Genomic DNA, 22,170 nt, shown 5'->3' on the forward strand with positions numbered 1-22,170 from the left:
CATTTTGAGCTATATTTGAAAGAATGCGAATGGCGTTTTAATCACAGTGACTTAAAATCTCAAATATTCCTTTTAAAACAATTGGTTAAAGGGGGTTTAGGTTAGTTATCTAGGACAGCCCCAAACCAAATAACAAGCGGTCAAAATCGGTTAAAAATTTGTCCATTATCCCCTAAATTAAGGAAATATGACCGCTTGTTTTTATTTAGCCCTACCGTAATTCAGTTCTAATTTTCTCAAAAGCAGAGTCTAAATCGCTACTAAAATGAATTTGTTGAATTTCATTTACTGTTTTTTGTGAGCGAACCAACATTCGCATCGGTTGAAATTGTACGTTGCAAAGATGCAGATTTTGATGTGGCAACATATGTTGTACAAAACGGGTTAAGGCGTGAATGCCCCCTGTATCCAATACTGTTACTGCATCACATTGTAAAATAATATGCTTGATTTCGTGATCAGTATGAACCGTTTTCTCGTGTAAATCGGCAAATAGATTATCTGCCGCAGCAAAGAACAGAGGGCCGCTAATACGATAAACTAATACATCATCTAAATCACTTGGGTGAGCCATTTCAAAAGATTTTGTCATTTCCGCAATAGTTCGAATAAAAAGTAGGCTTGCCAGTAATACGCCCACAGTGATGGCAATGACCATATCAAATAATATGGTTAAGGTAATGCAAGTGAGTAATACGGCAATCTCATTTTTACCTGAACGGCGAGTTAATTGAATGATTTGCAGCAGATCTGCCATATTCCAAGCAACAACAAGCAATAACGCTGCCATTGAAGAAAGAGGTAAATAAGAGAGTGCTTTGGCAAAAAAGAGTAATGCAAAAAGCACGAGTAATGCGTGAACGACACTAGAAATAGGGGAAACAGCACCCGAACGTACATTCGCTGCTGAACGAGCAATCGCAGCTGTTGCGGTAATCCCTCCTAAAAATGGTGAGGCAATATTACCTAAGCCTTGGGCTAATAGTTCGTTGTTAGAGTGGTGCTTGGTATCTGTCATATTATCGCACACTACCGCACATAATAACGATTCGATAGCCCCGAGCATTGCCATTGAAAAGGCGGCCGGTAATAAGGCTTGAATGGTGGTTAAGTTCCAATCTATCCGATTCCCCTCTGCATTCGGGAGATTCCAAGGTAACACAAATTCAGGTAATACGCTTGGAATACCATACCCTATGGTGCCGTCAGAGAGTGTGTAGTGGAATGCTGAGCCGATGGTAGCAACGTTTTGTCCGAAATGAATCAGAAATAATGATAACAGCGTGCCGATAAAGACAGCGGGTAAATGCCCGGGAATGGGTAGTCGTAGCTTATGCCAACGGGTTAAAACCAACAATGTTACGATACCCACTAAGGTGTCTGCCCAACTTATAGTAGTAGGCAGTGCTGAGAAAATAGCTTCTAGCTTGCCAAGATAGTGTTCGGGCATTTTTTCAATGCTTAAACCCAGAAAATCTTTGATTTGCAAGGTGGCAATCACGATGCCGATACCACAGGTAAAACCCAGTGTGACAGGTAGTGGAATATACTCAATTAACCGCCCTAATCGGAGTAACGCCATCAATACTAAGATTACCCCGGAAAGCACTGTTGCGATTATTAATCCGCTTAATCCAAATTGCTGCGTGACGGGGTATAAAATCACCACAAAGGCGGCTGTTGGGCCTGAAATGTTAAATCTTGAACCGCCTGTAAGGGCAATCACAATCCCGGCAACAATCGCCGTATATAAACCGTGTTGTGGCGGCACACCGCTGGCAATCGCCAATGCCATAGATAACGGAATAGCGATAACCCCAACTGTTAAGCCTGAAATGATATCCCTGATTAAATGTTGTTTGCCATAACCTGCATTAAATGCATCTTTTAATGCACTAAAAGGTTTGACCGCAAGGAAAGCATTTTTAGTTAAAAACCATTTATTTAACATAGTATGTTTGAGAGAAGAAAGTTTTTCGCTTATTTTACTGCAATGAATAAAATTAAATTTGAGCTAACGCAATAAAAAGCAGGAAAGGGTAAATATATTAGATACAAGCGGTTGTTTTAGGTGAAAAATTTGCAAATGTAAATAATTAGCTGATTTTATCTTTAAAATAGCGTAAAATGCCACTTTAATTTGTACTACTATAGTAGTGCATTTGTTGTGATTTCATTAACTATACTAAACAAATGGACAGTCTTATTCATTTTTTAAGTTCCTTTTTAACCAATATCACTTGGATTGGGGCATTAGAGCTAGGTTTAATTTATGCCCTTGTCGCACTTGGTGTATTAATTTCTTACAAAATTCTAGATTTCCCTGATTTAACGGCAGACGGTAGCTTTCCACTCGGTGGGGCAGTTTGTGTGATTAGCATTTTAAATCAAGTTGATCCTTGGCTGGCAACTTTATATGGCACGCTTGCCGGAGCGGTAGCCGGTATGGTTACAGCAAGCCTGCATATCGGTTTCAAAATTGAGAAATTACTGGCAAGTATCTTAATGATGATCGCCCTCTATTCCATTAATTTACGTATTATGGGAATGCCGAACATTGCAATTCTAGGCGAAACGACAATTTATGATGTAATGCCTATCGAAAGTGATCTGCAATTAGCCTTAGTTCGCCTTGTAATGGCATTGCTGGTGGTTGTGATTGTGAAGTGCTTATTTGATCTGTTTTTTGCAACCGAAACAGGCTTAGCCATTCGAGCAACAGGCACAAATAGCCGTATGGCGAAAGCACAAGGTATCGCAATTAATAAAATGACTATTTTAGGTATGGCGATTTCTAACGCTCTTATTGCGTTAGGTGGTGCATTGTATGTGCAAAGTAACGGTGGGGTGGATATTTCCATCGGCGTGGGAACGATAGTGATCGGCTTGGCAGCGGTGATTATTGGTGAGGCTATTTTCTCAGTTAAACGCATTATTTGGCTGACTTTTGCGGTGATTATTGGCTCGGTGCTTTACCGTTTCTTCATTGCCCTTGCATTGAATAACGACACATTAAACGGCATTGGCTTTGGGCCGCAAGATCTGAATTTAATTACCGCCTTATTGGTTGTGATTGTGTTAGCTGTACCAAGAATTAAGCAAAAATTGGCAGGTAAAAGAGGTTAAGATGATTGAATTAAATAACTTATTCATTACCTTCAATAAAGGCACGGCGATTGAAAACCCGGTGTTACGAGGCTTATCGCTTAAAGTAGAGCAAGGCGAATTTGTGTCTGTGATTGGCAGTAACGGAGCAGGGAAGTCCACAATGCTTAATGCGATTAGTGGAGATTGCTTGGTTGATAGTGGTGAGATTATCATTCAAGGTAATAAAGTTAATAACACTACAACGTGGCAGCGAGCTAACCAAGTGGCTCGTGTATTCCAAGACCCAATGGCAGGCACTTGTGAAAGTTTAACCATTGAAGAAAATATGGCGTTGGCTTATCAACGTGGCGGTAAACGTGGTTTAGGCTTTGCGATTAAACGCCAAATGCGAGAGTTATTCAAAGAAAAGCTATCTCTTTTAGGACTGGGTTTAGAAAATCGTTTAACCGACCAAATGGGGCGATTATCGGGCGGACAACGCCAAGCCGTTAGCCTTTTAATGGCATCGCTTAAGCCATCTAACATTTTATTACTCGATGAACATACCGCAGCCCTTGATCCGAAAACTACCGATTTTGTAATGGAACTCACAAATAAAATTGTTCGAGAGCAAAAATTAACTACGCTAATGGTCACGCACTCAATGCGACAAGCCCTAGATTATGGCGATAGAACCGTAATGCTTCATCAAGGGCAAGTAGCGTTTGATGTTTCGGGCGAGCAACGGCAAAAAATGGACGTGCCAGATTTACTGCGACTGTTCCAACAAAATCGCCACGAACAACTAAGCGATGATGGACTACTATTAGGCAATTAATTTTTCGACACAGATCGAAAAAATGAAATTCTCTTTTTGTGAAATAGATTGAAATCTTCAATAATATTCTCAAAAGGAGCATTTTTATGCTAAGTATATTTAAAACCCCAGTGGAAAAAGAAACTTTAGATGATTGGACGAAGATCTCGATTGATGTGGCTAAAGTTGTGATTTTGGCAATTCCTGTTATACTCTTTGGAAAAGAACCGACGTTAGCTAAGTTAATTAATTCTACATTATTAGTATTAAGCATTTACGTTTTTCTAACGCTCGGCAGAAAGTTACGACAACTAAAGGAGATTTTGTGATGGAATTAGGCTGGAATTTAACGATAGGCTTACTAATCTTAAATCTATTTGCATTTAGTTGGCTCTATGTAATTAATAAAATATCGAAAGAACAATTATCTAAAAAGCCCTAATTTTTTACTTTTACAAGCGGTTGAATTTACAAAAAAATTTGCAAATTCAACCGCTTACTCATTTCTAAATGACAAAATACGACGATAAAATTATCCACGCTTTTAGCGATGATGGTTTACTCAGCCAAAATATCAACGGCTTTCGCCCACGCAAAGCTCAGCTTGAAATGGCACAAGCGATCGGAAAAGCGGTAAAATTTGCAACCCCTGTAGTGGTGGAGGCGGGAACGGGAACGGGTAAAACCTTTGCCTATTTAGTGCCTGCATTGCTTTCAGGTAAGAAAACCATTGTTTCTACTGGCTCGAAAAATCTGCAAGATCAGCTCTTTAATCGAGATCTTCCCACCATTCAAAAAGCCCTTAAATACAAAGGCAAAATTGCCTTACTTAAAGGCAGGGCAAACTATCTCTGTTTAGATAGATTAGATCAAGTTACCGCAATGGGCGTATTGGGCGATAAATCGGTGTTGGCGGATTTGAAAAAAATCAGCAAATGGCAAAATTCCACTAAAACAGGGGATTTAAGCGAATGTATTACCATCGCTGAAGATAGCCCGATTTTACCGCAGCTGGTGAGTACCACCGAAAGTTGTTTAGGTTCAGATTGTCCACATTTCAAAGATTGCTATGTGGTACAGGCTCGCCGTAAAGCGATGGAAGCGGATCTGGTGGTGGTTAATCATCACTTATTTTGTGCCGATATGGCAGTAAAAGAAACGGGTTTTGGGGAGCTGATCCCAGAGGCAGAATTGGTGATCTTCGATGAGGCACATCAACTCCCCGATACTGCCAGCCAATACTTCGGGCAATCGCTCTCTTCTCGTCAATTATTCGATATCTGTAAAGATACCAACATCGTTTACCGTACTGAATTAAAAGATGTAGCTCAATTAGGCAAAGCCTCTGATCATCTAATGAAAGTGGTGCAAGATTTTCGCTTATTAATGGGCGGAGAAGGGCAGATTCGAGGCAATTTGCGAGATCTATTTCGGGATAAAAAAGTGGTTGATGGCTTGGTAAAAGTGGCTGAAAATATCGACTTTTTAAGTGAAGTAGTGAAAAAATCGCTGGGTCGGTCTGAAACCTTAGACAAAATTTTTGAGCGATTGGCAGAAGTGAAAGTTCGCCTTAAAAAGTTGATGGATACCACCGTAACAGGTTATTGCTATTGGTATGAAGCGAATGGGCGATCTTTTGGGTTGCATATTACGCCTCTCACTGTCGCCGATAAATTTGGCGAGCAGTTGAAAAATCAGCAAATTGGCTGGGTGTTTACCTCTGCCACCCTTGAAGTGGGCGGCACTTTTGACCATTTTTGCCAGCGGCTAGGCATTGAAAATGCCGAGCAATTGGTGTTGCAAAGCCCTTTTGATTACCAAAACCAATCGTTACTTTGTGTGCCTCGCTATTTGCCTGATACCAATAAAGCTCACACGCTTACCGCATTAGGGCAGCTATTAAAACCTGTGATTGAAGCAAACAAAGGACGTTGTTTTTTACTTTGCACTTCCTATTATATGATGCGGGGCTTGGCTGATTTTTTACGGGAACATAGCTCGCTTAATGTGTTATTACAAGGCGAAACCAGCAAAGGCCGTTTGTTGGAAAAATTTGTAAAAGAAGAAAATTCCGTGCTGGTGGCAACCCAAAGTTTCTGGGAGGGAATAGATGTACGAGGCGATGATCTTTCCCTTGTGATTATTGATAAACTGCCCTTTACCTCGCCTGATGAACCGCTGCTCAAAGCCCGAATGGAAGATTGTCGATTGCAAGGAGGTGATCCGTTTAATGATATTCAGATCCCCGAAGCGGTGATTACCTTAAAACAAGGTGCTGGGCGTTTAATTCGAGATGTAACAGACAGAGGGGTAGTGATTATCTGCGATTCCCGTTTGGTAATGAGGAATTATGGACAAACCTTCTTGAAAAGTTTACCGCCCTCGAAGCGAACCAGAGATTTGAACGCTGTTATTCAATTTTTAAACGCATAGTTAGAGATACAAGCGGTCATATTTTCCTATAATTTTGCAAATTATAGATAAAAAAGAACCGCTTGTTTGGAGCAATATGTTTATACAGATCTTTCGTATGCTAGCCTCTTTTGCCTTACTTTTTGTAATGTTCTATTTAGGCAAGCTAATTACTTCATTTTTCCCAATCGGCATTCCCGATAGCATTTTAGGGATGTTGCTTTTATTTGGTTGCTTGGTGCTTGGTATTATCAAAATAGAATGGGTTACACCCAGTGCTAAGTCTTTAACCCGTTATATGACGCTCTTTTTTCTACCGATTTGTGCAGGCTTAATGGAGCATTTTGATTTACTCCATCAAAACTTGAATACCTTTGTGCTGGCAACGGCATTAAGCACCTTAGTTTCCATTATACTGATTGGTATTTTTGCTCAATGGCTTTTCCATCGCAAAAGGGGGTAAAGTGATCTATTTATATTCTATTTTGACCGTATTGATGTTCTTTTTAGGGCTAAAAATCAGCCAAAAGCTGAATATTAGTTTGCTAAATCCTTTCCTCATTGCACTCTCTTTAATCATTGGGGTGCTAGTCGTTTTTGATATTCCTTACCAAGACTATTATCAAGGTAATGCGGTATTGAATAATTTGTTAGGTGTATCGGTTGTGGCATTGGCTTATCCGTTTTACGAGCAACTGCCTTATATCCGCAAAAAATGGCGTCAGATCTCGGTAGTTCTGCTCTTTAGTACAATAGTAACAATGCTAACAGGTATTGGTTTTGGGCTATTGTTTGGCGCAAACCAAGAGATGTTAGCAGCAGCCCTGCCTAAATCAGTTTCAATGCCGATGGCAATTATTATTACCAATGAAATTAACGGCAATGTCGCAATAGCTGCCGTGGGGGTGATGATTGCAGGTGTGGTCGGATCTATTTTAGGATTTATGCTACTGCGATTTGCCAGAGTAAGAAATATTATGGCGATAGGATTAAGTATGGGAGCGGCTTCACACGCATTAGGTACAGGTCGGTGCTTAGAACATAGTATGAAAGCAGGGAGTTATAGCTCTATTGCCTTAGTTGCCTGCGGTGTACTTTCTTCAATATTTGCACCGCTCGTATTTAAAGTTGTAGTGGTGTTATGCTACTAGTGTTGATTAAATGTTAATCAGAAATCAAACCAATTTGGTTAGACCTAAAAATCAAGGTACAATAGCGCGATTTTTCAATAAAAAGAACGAATTATGAAAGAACAAATTAATTCAGAAAAAGATCTTTCAACGATAAAGACTTTTAAACGGTTATGGCCAACGATTAGCCCTTTTAAAGCAGGCTTGATTGCAGGGGCTATTGCGTTGGTACTCAATGCGTTGGTTGATTCCGGCCTTATTTATTTACTTAAACCCCTGTTAGATGAAGGCTTTGGGCAAGCTAATCACGATTTTCTTAAGCTAATGGCTGTGCTTGTTGTGGTCTTTATTTTAGTGCGTGGCATAACTAACTATATTGCGAGCTATTGCCTAGCGTGGGTATCAGGCAAGGTGGTAATGAACTTACGCCGTCAAATTTTCCAACATTTAATGTATATGCCTGTCAGTTATTTTGATAATAACCCGACAGGGCGTTTGCTTTCTCGTGTTACCTATGACACAGAAATGGTGGCAAGTTCCGCTTCACATTCATTAGTGACTATTGTGCGTGAAGGGGCGTATTTGATCTCCTTATTCGTTGTGATGATCTATACCAGCTGGCAACTTTCGATTGTGCTATTTATTATGGCACCGATTATCGGTATGCTGATTGGCTTTGTTTCCAAATATTTCCGCAAATTAAGCCGTAATATTCAAAACTCAATGGGAGAGCTGACCATTACCACCGAGCAAATGCTCAAAGGGCATAAAGAGGTACTTTCCTTTGGTGGGCATAAAGTAGAGAAAGATCGCTTTGAACGTGTGAGTAATGATATGCGTCGCAAAGGAATGAAAGTAGTTTCGGCTGATGGTATTTCTGATGGCGTGGTGCAGCTTATTGCTTCCTTTGCTCTTTCAGCCGTGCTTTATGTGGCAACTTTCCCAGAGGTAATGAGCGAAAATCTTACTGCAGGTTCATTTACCGTTGTATTTTCTTCTATGATGGCAATGTTACGTCCGTTAAAATCTTTAACGAATGTGAACTCACAGTTCCAACGTGGTATGGCAGCGTGCCAAACATTATTTGAATTTTTAGATTTAAAAACCGAGAAAGATAACGGCTCGGTGCGAGTGGAAAAAGCTGAAGGTAATGTTGAATTTAAAAATGTCAGTTTTACTTATGTGAGCAAAGAGGAAAAAGCCTTGAACAATATTTCGTTTGAGATCCCTAAAGGTAAAACAGTTGCTTTAGTTGGGCGTTCAGGTTCGGGCAAATCAACCATTGCGAATTTATTAACTCGTTTTTATGATGTTGATGATGGTGAGATCTTACTGGATGGCATCAATATTCAAGATTACACCTTGAAGAATTTGCGTGAACAATGTTCGGTGGTTTCACAACAAGTTCACTTATTTAACGATACGATTGCCAATAACATTGCTTATGCCGCAACGGATAAATACAGCCGAGAAGAAATCATTGCTTCTGCAAAAGCAGCTCACGCAATGGAGTTTATTGAAAAACTGGATAATGGACTAGATACCGTGATTGGCGAAAATGGAGCGAGTTTATCGGGCGGGCAACGCCAGCGTTTAGCGATTGCTCGTGCCTTGTTACGAAACTCGCCTGTCTTAGTGCTTGATGAAGCCACTTCAGCACTAGATACGGAATCAGAAAGAGCTATTCAGTCAGCACTTGAAGTATTGCAAAAAGATCGCACCGTGCTGGTTATTGCTCATCGCTTATCCACGATTGAAAAAGCTGATGAAATTTTGGTGGTCGATCACGGAAATATCATTGAACGAGGGAGTCATACAGAACTTCTGGCTCAAGGTGGGGCTTATAAACAGCTGCATAGTTTACAATTTGGAGCGTAACAAGCGGTTGATTTTGGCTGAAAATTTGCAAAATCATTTCCATATTATTTGTGGGGCGGAAAATTTTCGTTCCATAACAATTTAAGAGTATTATGAAAAAACTGACAAAACTTTTATCACTTGGGGCGTTAATCGTCCTAACTGGTTGTAACTCGGTGTTAAATGCACCAACCGAAGTGCAAAAGCCAACGGTAGAAATTCCACATAACGATCCGCAATGGCAGCAGCATTTGGCTCAATTAGCTAAAATTCAGGGCTATAAAGCAACAGGGCAATTTGGTTATATTTCACCAGAAGAGCGTTTTTCTTCTCATTTCAACTGGCAATACAATACGCCAACGAATTTTGGTTTAGAACTTTCTTCTAATCTTTCCTTAAAATCACTTAAATTAGTGCGTAATCAACGAGGTTTGACGGTGTCGGATAGCGAGGGTAATTCTCGTTCTGATCGTGATGTGAATGCGTTGATGGAAGAGATTATTGGGGTTTCATTCCCTATAGATCAATTTGCTTATTGGGTAAAAGGTCAGCCTGAAAAAGGCAGTAATTATGTTGTGAATGAAAAACGTCAGCTCTCACAATTTAGCTATCCGTTAAATGGAACGGTTTGGAAAGCGAGCTATGTGGAATACCACGAAGATCTTGTACCGAACTTACCCAAATTAATTGTGCTCGAGAACGGTACTCAAACATTGAAGATCCGTATTGATAGATGGACTTACTAATGGAAAAAGTCACTTTACCCAGCCCTGCTAAATTAAATCTGTTTTTGTATATTACCAATAAACGGGCAGATGGTTATCACGAGTTACAAACGCTCTTTCAATTTTTGGATTTTGGCGATGAAATTGAGATTGAAATCACAAATAGTCCTGAAATTGAGCTACTCAATCAAGTTGAAGGTGTAGCAGTTGAAGATAACTTAATTTATCGAGCTGCAAAACTTTTGCAAAAAACGACTGCTTGTAGCAAAGGAGCGAGAATTAGTATTACTAAAAATTTGCCGATGGGCGGTGGTGTTGGCGGTGGTTCATCAAATGCAGCAACGGTGTTGGTTGGGTTAAATCACTTATGGCAAACAGGACTTTCACTTGAGCAGTTAGCGGAATTAGGACTAAGTTTAGGGGCTGATGTTCCCATTTTTGTGAGAGGTGTTGCCGCCTTTGCTGAAGGGGTCGGGGAGGTTTTAACACCTTGTGAGCCAGAAGAAAAATGGTATGTAGTATTAAAGCCTGATGTTTCAATTTCAACAGCGGTGGTTTTTAACGATCCACATTTACCGAGAAACACACCAAAACGCACTTTATCAGAATTATTATCTTCAAAATGGGCAAACGATTGCGAAAAAGTTGTGCGAGAAAGGTATTCTGTAGTTGAAGATCTTATGCAAGAATTGTTACAATATGCAATGTTTAGGCTGACGGGTACAGGTGCTTGTATTTTCGCCGAATTTAATACCAAAGCGGAAGCCGAACAGGTTTTTGCACATAAGCCAAAAGAGACATTTGGCTTTGTGGCGAAAGGGAAAAATATTTCGCCATTACATCAAACATTATTCCAAACTAACCACCGATAACCAAAGGATCATTCGATGACTGATATTAAACTGTTTGCGGGCAACGCAACGCCAGAACTTGCTAATCGTATTGCAAAACAACTTTATACATCATTAGGTAATGCAACTGTTGGTCGTTTTAGTGATGGTGAAATTCAAGTGCAAATCAATGAAAATGTGCGTGGAGGCGATATTTTCATCGTGCAATCAACTTGTGCACCAACGAATGATAATCTAATGGAATTGATTGTTATGGTTGATGCGTTACGCCGTGCATCGGCAGGGCGTATTACCGCAGTTATCCCATATTTCGGTTATGCTCGCCAAGATAGACGTGTGCGTTCAGCTCGTGTGCCTATTACCGCAAAAGTGGTAGCAGACTTCCTTTCAAGCGTGGGGGTTGATAGAGTATTAACCTGTGACTTACACGCAGAGCAAATTCAAGGTTTCTTTGATGTACCTGTTGATAACGTATTTGGTTCGCCGGTGTTAATTGATGACATTTTGAAAAAATCAGATTTAGTCAATCCAATCGTGGTATCTCCAGATATTGGTGGGGTAGTTCGTGCAAGAGCAGTTGCTAAGTTATTAAATGATACCGATATGGCGATTATCGACAAACGCCGCCCTAAAGCAAATGTTTCTCAAGTAATGCACATTATCGGTGATGTTGCAGATCGTGATTGTATCTTGGTTGATGATATGATTGATACAGGTGGTACTTTAGTAAAAGCTGCGGAAGCATTAAAAGAGCGTGGTGCTCGCCGTGTATTTGCTTATGCAACACACGCCGTATTCTCTGGTTCTGCGGCTCAAAACTTAGCAAATCCTGCATTAGATGAAATTGTGGTAACAGATACTATTCCATTAAGCAATGAAATCAAAGCACTTAATAAAGTGCGTGTTTTAACTTTATCAGGAATGCTTGCTGAAGCGATTCGTCGCATTAGCAATGAAGAATCGATCTCTGCGATGTTTGATGCATAATTTATTTGAGATAAAAACCCAATCGAAAGATTGGGTTTTTTACATTTTGTATTTATTAAGATAATGACTATGTATTCCTTAATCCGTAAAGTTCTATTTTCTCTTGATGCAGAAAAAGCCCATCAGTTCTCTATCCAAAGTTTATCACTTATTGGTAAGCTGCCTTGTTCACTTTTGCCTATTCCTTATAATCCTACTGAAGTAATGGGGCTTAAATTTAAGAATCCTATTGGGCTAGCAGCAGGAGCGGATAAAAATGGTGAGGCTATCGATGGTTTTGGTAAATTAGGATTCGGTTTTATTGAAGTAGGAACTGTTACTCCATTAGCACAAGATGGTAATCCTAAGCCAAGGCAGTTTCGAGTGTTGGAAGCTGAAGGTATTATTAACCGCAATGGCTTTAACAATAAAGGAGTGGATGCTCTTATTGAGAATGTGAAAAAAGCGAAATATGATGGCATTCTAGGGATTAATATAGGAAAAAATGCCATCACACCGATTGAGCGTAGCCTAGATGATTATTTGATTTGCTTACGTAAAGTATATGAATATGCCGATTATGTAACAGTGAATATTTCATCACCCAATACTAAAAATTTGCGTAGCTTACAGTATGGTGAAGCCTTAGATGATTTACTGGCGAACCTTAAGCAAGAACAAGCACAACTTTTTCAAAAAATTGGCAAATATCGACCGCTTGTATTAAAAATAGCTCCTGATTTAACCGATGAAGAAATTGCTTCTGTTGCAGATAGCCTAGTTCGACATCAAATTGATGGTGTCATTGCCGGTAATACCACGCTTTCTCGTGAAAGTGTGGCGGGTTTAACGCACGCTGAACAGCAAGGGGGATTAAGCGGTAAGCCACTACATCAATTAAGTACTCGATTGATTTCAAGGCTATCTACAGAACTCAAAGGGCGTGTACCTATCATTGGAAGTGGGGGAATTCACTCGCTAGCAAGTGGACAAGAGAAAATTGATGCTGGTGCGAGTTTACTTCAGCTTTATTCTGCGATGATTTATCAAGGTCCATCTCTTATTCAAAATGTGGCGAAAGTTTGCTTAAATCAAAATAGTGTGTAACGTTGCTTTATTTTGCACAAAGTGAGGTGTAAGCCTACCCCTTGAAAATTGGACAAAATCAGCGATTTTTGCTATCTTGCACTACAAATTTATCTATAAAATTTAAACAAATTTTATAGTTTTTTATAAAAAGTGTTTAAAATCAAATAGATAATAGATTTACTTGTGGTTTTTAGTCTTAAATTTCAATGAAGAAGAAATTCAAAATAGCGATTTGAAATGAATTTTTTCAGTAAACATTGGTCTAAAAACCATCAAATAAGCAAAATTTGTTAAAATTTTGTTATTTATTACTTCAATCATTAATTTTAATAAGGAAGAATACTATGTCAGAGAACTTAAGAAATGACGTAGATCCAATCGAAACTCAAGATTGGTTAGCATCACTTGATTCGTTAATTCGTGAAGAAGGTTTAGAGCGTGCTCAATTTATTGTTGAACAGGTTATCAGCCAAGCCCGTGCTGGAGGCGTACCATTACCAACAGGGACAACAACAGATTATGTGAACACGATTCCTGTTTCTGAGCAACCAGCTTATCCGGGTGATCATAAAATCGAGCGTCGTATTCGTTCTGCGGTACGTTGGAATGCGATTGCAGCGGTTTTGCGTAGCCAGAAAAAAGATCTTGACTTAGGTGGACACATCTCAACATTCCAATCAGCAGCGACAATGTATGAAGTTTGCTATAATCATTTCTTTAAAGCGCCAACTGAGAAAAACGGTGGTGATTTAATCTTCTTCCAAGGGCACGCTGCGCCAGGTATGTATGGCCGTGCATTTTTAGAAGGTCGTATTACTGAAGAGCAAATGGATAACTTCCGCCAAGAAGCCTTTACTGATGGCTTGTCCTCTTATCCACATCCTAAATTAATGCCTGAGTTCTGGCAATTCTCAACCGTATCAATGGGTTTAGGTCCTGTTAATGCTATCTACCAAGCTCGTTTCTTAAAATATTTAGAACACCGTGGTTTAAAAGATACGGCTGATCAAAAAGTATATGCTTTCTTAGGTGATGGCGAGATGGATGAAATTGAGTCTAAAGGTGCATTATCATTCGCAGGCCGTGAGAAATTAAACAATTTAATCTTCACCGTTAGCTGTAACTTACAACGTTTAGATGGTCCGGTAAATGGTAACGGTAAAATCGTTCAAGAATTAGAGGGCGTATTTACCGGCGCAGGTTGGGAAGTCATTAAAGTATTATGGGGTAGCGAGTGGGATAAATTATTCGCAAAAGATACTTCAGGCAAACTAAGCCAATTAATGATGGAAGTAGTTGATGGTGACTACTTAACCTTCAAATCAAAAAACGGTGCTTACGTTCGTGAACATTTCTTCGGTCGTTACCCGGAAACTGCAGCATTAGTTGCTGATATGACAGATGATGAAATCTGGGCATTACGCCGTGGTGCACACGATTCTGAAAAATTGTATGCAGCTTACGCAAAAGCACAAAAATCAGACAAACCTGTTGTAATTTTAGCTCAACAAGTAAAAGGCTACCGCATTCCTGAAGCAGAAAGTAAAAATACTGCTCACCAATCGAAAAAAATGTCATTAGAGAGCTTAAAAGGCTTCCGTGATTATTTTGAATTGCCATTAACCGATGAGCAAGTTGAAAATTTAGACTACATCAAATTTGCTGAAGATTCAGAAGAGTACAATTACTTACACGGTAAACGTAAAGACTTAAACGGCTATGTTCCGGTTCGTAAACCGAAATTTACTGTTGAGTTTAAAGTGCCTGAATTATCAGAGTTCCAAGCTCTATTAGATGAGCAGCCGCGAGGTATTTCAACCACGATGGCATTTTCCCGTGTATTAAATACGTTATTAAAAGATAAAAATATCGGTAAGCAAATTGTACCAATCATTGCGGACGAAGCTCGTACTTTCGGTATGGAAGGCTTGTTCCGTCAAATTGGTATTTACAATCCATTCGGTCAAAACTATATACCATCAGACCGTGATTTAGTGGCTTACTATCGTGAAGCGAAAGATGGTCAAGTATTACAAGAAGGTATCAATGAGTTAGGTGCAACAGCATCTTGGGTTGCTGCAGCAACATCATACTCTGTAAGCAACTTACCGATGATTCCATTCTTCATTTACTACTCAATGTTCGGTTTCCAACGTGTAGGCGATATGATGTGGTTAGCTGGCGACCAATTAGCTCGTGGCTTTATGATCGGTGGTACATCAGGTCGTACAACATTAAACGGCGAAGGTTTACAACACGAAGATGGACATAGCCATATCCAAGCAGGTGTAATCCCGAACTGTGTAACTTACGACCCAGCATTTGCATTTGAAGTGGCAGTAATCGTTCAAGACGGTATTCGCCGTATGTATGGTGAAGATCAAGAAAATGTCTTCTACTACATCACAACTTTAAACGAAATTACAGACCAACCAGCGATGCCAGCAGGTGCTGAAGAAGGTATCCGTAAAGGCTTATATAAATTTGAAACCGTTGAAGGTAAAGGCAAAGGTCGTGTTCAATTATTAAGCTCGGGTGCAATTATGCGTCACGTTCGCTTAGCGGCACAAATTCTTGCAAATGACTATGGCGTAACAGCAGATGTATTCTCAGCGCCATCATTCAACGAATTAGGTCGTGATGGTGCAGATGCAGCTCGTTGGAATTTATTACACCCAACAGCAGAACAACGTGTTCCTTATGTAGCACAAGTGTTAGATGATGTTCCAACCGTTGCAGCAACTGACTATATGAAACTTTATGCAGAACAAATCCGTGCATATGTACCAAGCAAACACTATCACGTTTTAGGTACAGATGGTTTCGGTCGTTCAGACAGCCGTGCGAACTTACGTGAACACTTCGAAGTTGATGAGCGTTATGTGGTAGTTGCAGCACTTGCTCAATTAGCGAAAGAAGGCACAGTAGAAACTAAAGTGGTTGCTGATGCTATTGCTAAATTTGGCTTAAATGTGGATCGTATTAATCCATTATATGCGTAATTTCTAATACTCTCTCCCTTGATGGAAGAGAGACAGCTAAAAGTTTCGTTGAGAAACTTTTGGCAGAGAGAGGGTGTTAGGTTTATTTGCAAAAATGTTGAGAAAATTAACCGCTTGTATTCCCCTCTCCCTGATTTTTTTTCTGAACGAAGAAAAATCTGTCCCTCTCCTACAAGGGGAGAGGCGGTAACTCAAGAAGGATTTTAAAATGTCAAAACAAATTAATGTACCAGATATCGGTTCAGATGAAGTAAGCGTTACTGAAGTGATGGTAAAAGTTGGCGATACTATTTCGGTAGACCAATCAATTATTAACGTAGAAGGCGACAAGGCTTCTATGGAAGTACCAGCACCAGAAGCAGGTGTGGTAAAAGAAGTATTAGTAAAAGTAGGTGATGAAGTTTCAACTGGTTCTCCGATGTTAGTATTAGAATCAGCTGATGCAGCACCAGTGGCTGAAGCACCAAAAGCAGAATCTGCTCCTGCGGCAGCACCGGCAGCAGCGACATCTGCAGTTGTTGAAGTGAATGTGCCAGATATCGGTTCAGACGAAGTAAACGTCACTGAAATTATGGTTAAGGTAGGCGACAGCGTTGAAGTTGATCAATCAATTATTAACGTTGAAGGCGATAAGGCTTCAATGGAAGTGCCGGCACCAATTGCGGGTGTAGTAAAAGAGATTTTAATCAACGTGGGCGATAAAGTTTCAACGGGCAAATTAATTATGAAGTTTGAAACAGCATCAGCTGCTCCAGCACAATCAGTTCCTGATACAGCACCAGCTCAAGCATCAGCATCTGCAATTAAAGATGTGAATGTGCCAGATATCGGTGGCGATGAAGTAAACGTCACTGAAATTATGGTTAAAGTAGGCGATTCTGTATCAGAAGAGCAATCTTTAATTACTGTTGAAGGCGATAAAGCCTCAATGGAAGTACCAGCTCCATTTGCAGGTGTGGTAAAAGAAATTTTAGTGAAATCAGGCGATAAAGTTTCAACTGGTTCATTAATTATGAAATTTGAAGTAGCGGGTGCTGCACCAGCTCCAGCAGTAACTCAAACAGCTTCAGCACCAGCTCCACAAGCAGTAGCTCCTACGAAAACTGATGCAGCTCCTGCAGGTCAAAACCAATCTGGTTTAAACCAAGAGCAAGTGGTTTCTGCGGCAGGTTATGCACACGCAACACCAGTTATTCGCCGTTTAGCTCGTGAGTTTGGTGTAAACCTAGATAAAGTAAAAGGTACAGGTCGTAAAGGTCGTATTGTTAAAGAAGATATTCAAGCATACGTTAAAACGGCTGTTCAAGTATTTGAAAAACAAGGCGGAACAGCAGCGGCAGCAACTGGTGCGGCAAACGGTGCTGGTTTAGGTTTATTACCGTGGCCGAAAGTTGATTTCAGCAAGTTTGGTGAAGTTGAAGAAGTTGAATTAAGCCGTATCAATAAGATTTCTGGTGCGAACTTACACCGTAACTGGGTAATGATTCCTCACGTTACACACTTTGATCGTACAGACATCACAGAGTTAGAGAACTTCCGTAAAGAGCAAAACAAAGAAGCTGAAAAACGTAAGTTAGATGTGAAGATCACGCCAGTAGTATTCATTATGAAAGCGGTTGCAAGCGCATTAGAAGCGTTCCCTCGTTTCAACAGCTCAATTTCTGAAGATGCACAACGTTTAACATTGAAAAAATACATTAACATCGGCGTTGCGGTAGATACACCAAACGGCTTAGTTGTTCCAGTATTTAAAAATGTAAACAAAAAAGGGATTATCGAGCTTTCTCGTGAATTAATGGAAGTATCGAAAAAAGCGCGTGAAGGTAAATTAACGGCATCTGATATGCAAGGCGGCTGTTTCACGATTTCAAGCTTAGGTGGTATCGGTACAACCCACTTTACTCCGATTGTAAATGCCCCTGAAGTAGCAATTTTAGGCGTGTCTAAGTCTGAAATGCAGCCAATTTGGAATGGTAAAGAATTTGAACCTCGCTTAATGCTTCCGTTGTCATTATCATTCGACCACCGTGTAATAGATGGTGCAGATGGTGCGAGATTCTTATCTTATATCAATTCGGTATTAGCAGATATTCGTCGTTTAGTAATGTAATTTTAACAAGCGGTTGTTTTTACAAAATTTTTTGCAAAATCGACCGCTTGTATAGCAAATTGAGGCAAATATGAGTAAAGAAATTAAAACGCAAGTTGTGGTACTTGGTGCAGGTCCTGCAGGTTATTCTGCAGCATTCCGCTGTGCAGACTTAGGTTTAGAAACTGTAATCGTTGAACGCTATTCAACGTTAGGTGGTGTATGTTTAAACGTAGGTTGTATCCCATCTAAAGCATTATTACACGTTGCAAAAGTAATCGAAGAAGCAAAACACGCTGAACACAATGGTATTACTTTTGGTGAGCCAACTATTGATTTAGATAAAGTGCGTGCCGGTAAAGAAGCCGTTGTGTCAAAATTAACAGGCGGTTTGGCTGGTATGGCTAAAGCACGTAAAGTTACTGTAGTGGAAGGTTTAGCTGCATTCACTGGCCCGAATACATTAGTGGCTCGTGACCGTGATGGTAACCCAACAACAATTAACTTTGATAATGCGATTATTGCAGCAGGTTCACGCCCAATTCAATTACCATTCATTCCACACGAAGATCCACGTGTTTGGGATTCAACCGATGCACTTAAATTAAAAGAAGTACCTAAAAAACTATTAATTATGGGCGGTGGTATCATCGGATTAGAAATGGGGACAGTTTATAACGCTTTAGGCTCAGAAGTGGAAGTGGTTGAAATGTTTGACCAAGTGATTCCTGCTGCAGATAAAGATATTGTTGCGATTTACACCAAACAAATCGAGAAAAAATTCAAGTTAATGCTTGAAACTAAAGTAACTGCAGTTGAAGCAAAAGATGACGGTATCTATGTTTCAATGGAAGGCAAAGCGTGCAACGACACTAAGCGTTACGATGCGGTATTAGTAGCAATCGGCCGTGTACCAAACGGCAAGTTAATTGATGCAGGTAAAGCAGGCGTACATGTAGACGAGCGTGGTTTTATTCCAGTAGATAAACAACTTCGTACTAATGTGCCACATATCTTCGCAATCGGTGATATCGTTGGTCAGCCAATGCTAGCTCACAAAGGCGTACACGAAGGACACGTTGCGGCAGAAGTTATTGCTGGAATGAAACATTACTTCGACCCGAAAGTGATCCCATCTATCGCTTATACTGAGCCAGAAGTGGCTTGGGTAGGTAAAACAGAGAAAGAGTGTAAGCAAGAAGGCTTAAACTACGAAGTGGCTAAATTCCCTTGGGCTGCTTCAGGTCGTGCGATTGCGTCTGAATGTTCAGAAGGTATGACGAAGTTAATCTTCGATAAAGACACTCACCGTGTATTAGGTGGTGCGATTGTAGGTAGCAACGGTGGCGAATTATTAGGCGAAATCGGCTTAGCTATCGAAATGGGCTGTGATGCAGAAGACATCGCATTAACCATTCACGCTCACCCAACCCTACACGAATCAGTAGGTTTAGCAGCTGAAGTATTTGAAGGTTCTATTACAGACTTGCCAAATGCGAAAGCGAAAAAACGCTAATTGATAAGTTCTAGCAAGCGGTTGTTTTTGTAAATTTTTTGCAAAATTCAACCGCTTGATTATTTTTAAAACATTAATGAAGTTGAGTGAAGTTTTTTTCAGCATTTGGCAGCAGAAGTTTCATTTTGTCATTGACATAAAATCATAAATCCGTAAAATGCACATCGTTCTTTCACGGAACATTCAAATGCGGGAATAGCTCAGTTGGTAGAGCACGACCTTGCCAAGGTCGGGGTCGCGAGTTCGAGCCTCGTTTCCCGCTCCAATTTTTCAAATCTTGTGGCGTGTTAGCAAAGCGGTTATGCACTGGATTGCAAATCCATGTAGCTCGGTTCGACTCCGGGACACGCCTCCATTAAACTTCATCATTTCTCACTTTAATTCAATATTTTCTTGAAATATTCACATTGAACTTTATTTGCCTTTTTCTGCCTAAAACCCACGACTAAGGAGAAAAATATGTGGAAGAAAACTTTGCTTGCCCTGTTTTTAACGAGCCAATATACCTTTGCGGCAGGAGCTGGGCAAGAGCCATCAAAAAGTTATACTGAAACAGAATTAAAACAATTAAAAAATGATTGGTTAGCGATTTATCAGAAAGAGTTGCAGCACGCAGAAAATTTACGTTTAAAGCAGAGAGAAAATTTTCAGCAGATTAATTATTTAGTTGATGCGGCAGTCAGTCAGAAAAATTTATCGCCTACAACAGAGCAAGTTATCCAACGTTTATTGGCGACTTTATCGGGCTATCCGTTAGAAATGGAAGCCGAATGGAAGCTGCTGAATGCTAAAATGACATCGAAGCAAGCAACAGAGCAAGAAGTTAAAGCCTTTGTAGCAAAATATCCAGAATCTTTATATCAACGGCAGTTGCAGAATTTTCTGTTTGAGCTGCTTTATCGTGAGCAGAAATTTGAAGAATTGGTTGAATATGCAAAAGTCGTTAAGCCTATGCAGTTAGTGGATCAATGTCGTTTATTTTCAGCTCGTTATGAAATTGCAGCAAGCAAAGCTCAAATAAATCCGATGGTTGAGCAAAAAGTAGAAAATGCAGAATTATCCGCCTTAGTGAAAGAGTTTGATGATTTCTGGTTGGCTAATCCTAAATTAACGCCTGACTGTGCGAATTTAGAAAGTTTTTGGCGAGATCAGGGCTTAAAAACAGATGAAAAAGTACGTTTGAAAGCGGTTGAATTAGTCAAACAAAATGCAAATGCGGAAATTGCTAATCTAGCACTTAATGCAACTGATGAAAATCTGAAAACGTGGTTAAGTTCAGTTGAGAAAGTATCGGCTAATCCGAAAGAGTTGCAAAGTTTTATTGAAAATCAACCGCTTGATTCGGTATTTAAAACGGAAAATAAAGTAATTATTATGGAATTATTGCCAAAATATATCCGTACTCAGCCAGAGAAACTGGAGAATCCGACATTTGAACAATACCAATTATGGGCTGAGAAATATCAATTTAGTGAAGATGAGCTTAAAGCGTTAAAAATTGCATTTATCAGCCGACATTTTGATAATGAAGAGCCAACGTTCCAATTCTGGCGTGATGAGCAGATTAAAACCTTAGGGGCTGATAATCTATTAGAACGCAGATTGCGTATGGCAATTTGGCAACGCTCAGATTTAAATGAGTGGTTAAATCTTCTGTCAAATGAGGCTAAAAATAAGGCGGAATGGCGTTATTGGTCGGCAAAAATTGAAAAGAATGAAGCTAAACGTAAATCCGCATTTGAGGAATTAGTCAAAGAGCGAGGTTTCTATCCAATGCTGGCGGCACAACAATTAGGTATGGCTTATCAATTACCTGTTATCGAAGTGGCGGATTTAACTCGACCACAACGTGAATTATATGAAAAGCAATTTGAGCGTATTCAAGAATTACGTGAGATAGGGCAAGCTGATCAGGCTAAGCGAGCTTGGATTAATTTAATCAATAATGTGAAACCTGAAACAGGAGAAAATTCGCCTGTTAAAACGCAACTTGCTATTATTAAATATGCAAAAGAGCAAAATTGGTATGATTTAGCGGTGGAAGGTACAATTCAGATAAAAGCCTTTGATCATATTGATTTACGCTTGCCAAATGCCTATTCAGATTGGTTTGAGCTCAACTTGCAAGGTAAAAATGTGAGCAAATCATTTGCCCAAGCTATTGCACGCCAAGAGAGTGCTTGGAATCCACAAGCTCAATCACACGCTAATGCGAGAGGGCTAATGCAGATGTTGCCCGCTACTGCAGAAAAAACGGCAAAAGATAACGGATTACCTTTTAGAGGCGAGCGAGATTTATTTAGACCATTCAACAATATTATGCTTGGCACAACGCATTTAATGGAGCTTAATGAAAAATATCCAAATAACCGTATTTTGATTTCATCGGCGTATAATGCAGGTGCTGGGCGTGTAGAGCAGTGGCTCAAACGCAGTAATGGCACTTTAGTAATGGATGAATTTATCGCAAGTATTCCGTTTTATGAAACGAGAGGTTATGTGCAGAATGTGTTGGCTTATGACTACTATTACCAAACATTGTATGGTGATATAAAAGCAAAAGATGGATTAAAAATGTTCTATCAAGCGGAATTAGAGCGAAAATATTAAAAAAGGCTTGCATTTTTAC

Annotated in this window: 16 protein-coding genes, 2 tRNA genes and 1 pseudogene; 18 read left to right on the plus strand and 1 reads right to left on the minus strand. The window is 39.8% G+C overall.

The genetic code is table 11. The annotated features are described in order from the left end of the window. A pseudogene (locus tag ACERCF_RS06775) lies at window positions 1-105 on the plus strand (IS1595 family transposase); the annotation flags it as partial. A gap of 106 nt (window positions 106-211) precedes the next feature. Here the strand turns inward: ACERCF_RS06775 and dauA are convergent. After that, window positions 212-1,951: a C4-dicarboxylic acid transporter DauA gene (dauA, locus tag ACERCF_RS06780; protein WP_373625079.1), complete on the minus strand. Its 1,740-nt coding sequence runs from the start codon at window positions 1,949-1,951 to the stop codon at window positions 212-214. A 242-nt stretch (window positions 1,952-2,193) separates the two neighbouring features. On the opposite strand from dauA, the gene ACERCF_RS06785 reads away from it, so the two are divergent. From ACERCF_RS06785 to ACERCF_RS06865, 17 genes are all read left to right on the plus strand, one after another. Continuing rightward, window positions 2,194-3,126, plus strand: a complete 933-nt coding sequence (locus ACERCF_RS06785; protein WP_373625080.1) for an ABC transporter permease — start codon at window positions 2,194-2,196, stop codon at window positions 3,124-3,126. A 1-nt stretch (window position 3,127) separates the two neighbouring features. Further along, window positions 3,128-3,925 (plus strand): ABC transporter ATP-binding protein, encoded by a 798-nt coding sequence (locus ACERCF_RS06790; protein ID WP_373610965.1) that lies wholly within the window; start codon window positions 3,128-3,130, stop codon window positions 3,923-3,925. A gap of 86 nt (window positions 3,926-4,011) precedes the next feature. After that, the gene (locus ACERCF_RS06795) at window positions 4,012-4,233 is read left to right on the plus strand and encodes a hypothetical protein (RefSeq protein WP_373625081.1); all 222 of its coding nucleotides are present in this window, start codon (window positions 4,012-4,014) and stop codon (window positions 4,231-4,233) included. Window positions 4,234-4,414: 181 nt separating this feature from the next. Next, the gene (locus ACERCF_RS06800; protein ID WP_373625082.1) at window positions 4,415-6,337 is read left to right on the plus strand and encodes an ATP-dependent DNA helicase; all 1,923 of its coding nucleotides are present in this window, start codon (window positions 4,415-4,417) and stop codon (window positions 6,335-6,337) included. A gap of 76 nt (window positions 6,338-6,413) precedes the next feature. Next, window positions 6,414-6,779, plus strand: a complete 366-nt coding sequence (locus ACERCF_RS06805; protein ID WP_373625083.1) for a CidA/LrgA family protein — start codon at window positions 6,414-6,416, stop codon at window positions 6,777-6,779. Window position 6,780: 1 nt separating this feature from the next. After that, a complete protein-coding gene (locus ACERCF_RS06810; RefSeq protein ID WP_373625084.1) occupies window positions 6,781-7,467 on the plus strand; it encodes an LrgB family protein in 687 nt (228 codons plus the stop codon). A 93-nt stretch (window positions 7,468-7,560) separates the two neighbouring features. Beyond that, entirely contained in the window at window positions 7,561-9,324 is a 1,764-nt protein-coding gene (gene msbA, locus ACERCF_RS06815; protein WP_373625085.1) for a lipid A ABC transporter ATP-binding protein/permease MsbA, read from the plus strand. A 92-nt stretch (window positions 9,325-9,416) separates the two neighbouring features. Continuing rightward, window positions 9,417-10,049 (plus strand): lipoprotein insertase outer membrane protein LolB, encoded by a 633-nt coding sequence (gene lolB, locus ACERCF_RS06820; protein WP_373625086.1) that lies wholly within the window; start codon window positions 9,417-9,419, stop codon window positions 10,047-10,049. Next, a complete protein-coding gene (gene ispE, locus ACERCF_RS06825) occupies window positions 10,037-10,900 on the plus strand; it encodes a 4-(cytidine 5'-diphospho)-2-C-methyl-D-erythritol kinase (RefSeq protein WP_373610958.1) in 864 nt (287 codons plus the stop codon). The genes lolB and ispE overlap by 13 nt, the downstream gene beginning before the upstream one ends. Window positions 10,901-10,915: 15 nt before the next feature. Next, window positions 10,916-11,866, plus strand: coding sequence for a ribose-phosphate pyrophosphokinase (locus tag ACERCF_RS06830; RefSeq protein WP_373610957.1), 951 nt, complete (start codon window positions 10,916-10,918; stop codon window positions 11,864-11,866). A gap of 69 nt (window positions 11,867-11,935) precedes the next feature. Further along, window positions 11,936-12,952: a quinone-dependent dihydroorotate dehydrogenase gene (gene pyrD / locus ACERCF_RS06835; RefSeq protein ID WP_373625087.1), complete on the plus strand. Its 1,017-nt coding sequence runs from the start codon at window positions 11,936-11,938 to the stop codon at window positions 12,950-12,952. Between the two features lie 326 nt (window positions 12,953-13,278). After that, a complete protein-coding gene (gene aceE / locus ACERCF_RS06840; protein ID WP_373625088.1) occupies window positions 13,279-15,936 on the plus strand; it encodes a pyruvate dehydrogenase (acetyl-transferring), homodimeric type in 2,658 nt (885 codons plus the stop codon). A gap of 208 nt (window positions 15,937-16,144) precedes the next feature. After that, window positions 16,145-18,046: a pyruvate dehydrogenase complex dihydrolipoyllysine-residue acetyltransferase gene (gene aceF, locus ACERCF_RS06845; RefSeq protein ID WP_373625089.1), complete on the plus strand. Its 1,902-nt coding sequence runs from the start codon at window positions 16,145-16,147 to the stop codon at window positions 18,044-18,046. Between the two features lie 70 nt (window positions 18,047-18,116). Further along, entirely contained in the window at window positions 18,117-19,541 is a 1,425-nt protein-coding gene (gene lpdA, locus ACERCF_RS06850; RefSeq protein ID WP_373610953.1) for a dihydrolipoyl dehydrogenase, read from the plus strand. Between the two features lie 189 nt (window positions 19,542-19,730). Further along, window positions 19,731-19,806 (plus strand) — tRNA-Gly (locus ACERCF_RS06855). A 16-nt stretch (window positions 19,807-19,822) separates the two neighbouring features. Beyond that, a tRNA-Cys gene (locus ACERCF_RS06860) sits at window positions 19,823-19,896 on the plus strand. Window positions 19,897-20,000: 104 nt separating this feature from the next. After that, on the plus strand, window positions 20,001-22,151 hold the full coding sequence (locus ACERCF_RS06865; protein WP_373625090.1) for a transglycosylase SLT domain-containing protein: 2,151 nt from the start codon (window positions 20,001-20,003) through the stop codon (window positions 22,149-22,151). The last annotated feature ends 19 nt before the right edge of the window (window positions 22,152-22,170 follow it).

Source organism: Mannheimia kashgarensis (genome assembly GCF_041807705.1).
Taxonomy (GTDB): Bacteria; Pseudomonadota; Gammaproteobacteria; order Enterobacterales; family Pasteurellaceae; genus Mannheimia.

Excerpts from the sequence above, each read along its gene's own strand:
- ACERCF_RS06805 (WP_373625083.1), top strand. The coding sequence starts at position 6,414 with ATGTTTATACAGATCTTTCGTATGCTAGCCTCTTTTGCCTTACTTTTT.
- ACERCF_RS06785 (WP_373625080.1), top strand. The coding sequence starts at position 2,194 with ATGGACAGTCTTATTCATTTTTTAAGTTCCTTTTTAACCAATATCACT.
- dauA (WP_373625079.1), bottom strand. The coding sequence starts at position 1,951 with ATGTTAAATAAATGGTTTTTAACTAAAAATGCTTTCCTTGCGGTCAAA.
- ACERCF_RS06800 (WP_373625082.1), top strand. The coding sequence starts at position 4,415 with ATGACAAAATACGACGATAAAATTATCCACGCTTTTAGCGATGATGGT.
- ACERCF_RS06830 (WP_373610957.1), top strand. The coding sequence starts at position 10,916 with ATGACTGATATTAAACTGTTTGCGGGCAACGCAACGCCAGAACTTGCT.
- lolB (WP_373625086.1), top strand. The coding sequence starts at position 9,417 with ATGAAAAAACTGACAAAACTTTTATCACTTGGGGCGTTAATCGTCCTA.
- aceE (WP_373625088.1), top strand. The coding sequence starts at position 13,279 with ATGTCAGAGAACTTAAGAAATGACGTAGATCCAATCGAAACTCAAGAT.
- ispE (WP_373610958.1), top strand. The coding sequence starts at position 10,037 with ATGGACTTACTAATGGAAAAAGTCACTTTACCCAGCCCTGCTAAATTA.
- msbA (WP_373625085.1), top strand. The coding sequence starts at position 7,561 with ATGAAAGAACAAATTAATTCAGAAAAAGATCTTTCAACGATAAAGACT.
- aceF (WP_373625089.1), top strand. The coding sequence starts at position 16,145 with ATGTCAAAACAAATTAATGTACCAGATATCGGTTCAGATGAAGTAAGC.
- ACERCF_RS06795 (WP_373625081.1), top strand. The coding sequence starts at position 4,012 with ATGCTAAGTATATTTAAAACCCCAGTGGAAAAAGAAACTTTAGATGAT.
- ACERCF_RS06865 (WP_373625090.1), top strand. The coding sequence starts at position 20,001 with ATGTGGAAGAAAACTTTGCTTGCCCTGTTTTTAACGAGCCAATATACC.
- pyrD (WP_373625087.1), top strand. The coding sequence starts at position 11,936 with ATGTATTCCTTAATCCGTAAAGTTCTATTTTCTCTTGATGCAGAAAAA.
- ACERCF_RS06790 (WP_373610965.1), top strand. The coding sequence starts at position 3,128 with ATGATTGAATTAAATAACTTATTCATTACCTTCAATAAAGGCACGGCG.
- lpdA (WP_373610953.1), top strand. The coding sequence starts at position 18,117 with ATGAGTAAAGAAATTAAAACGCAAGTTGTGGTACTTGGTGCAGGTCCT.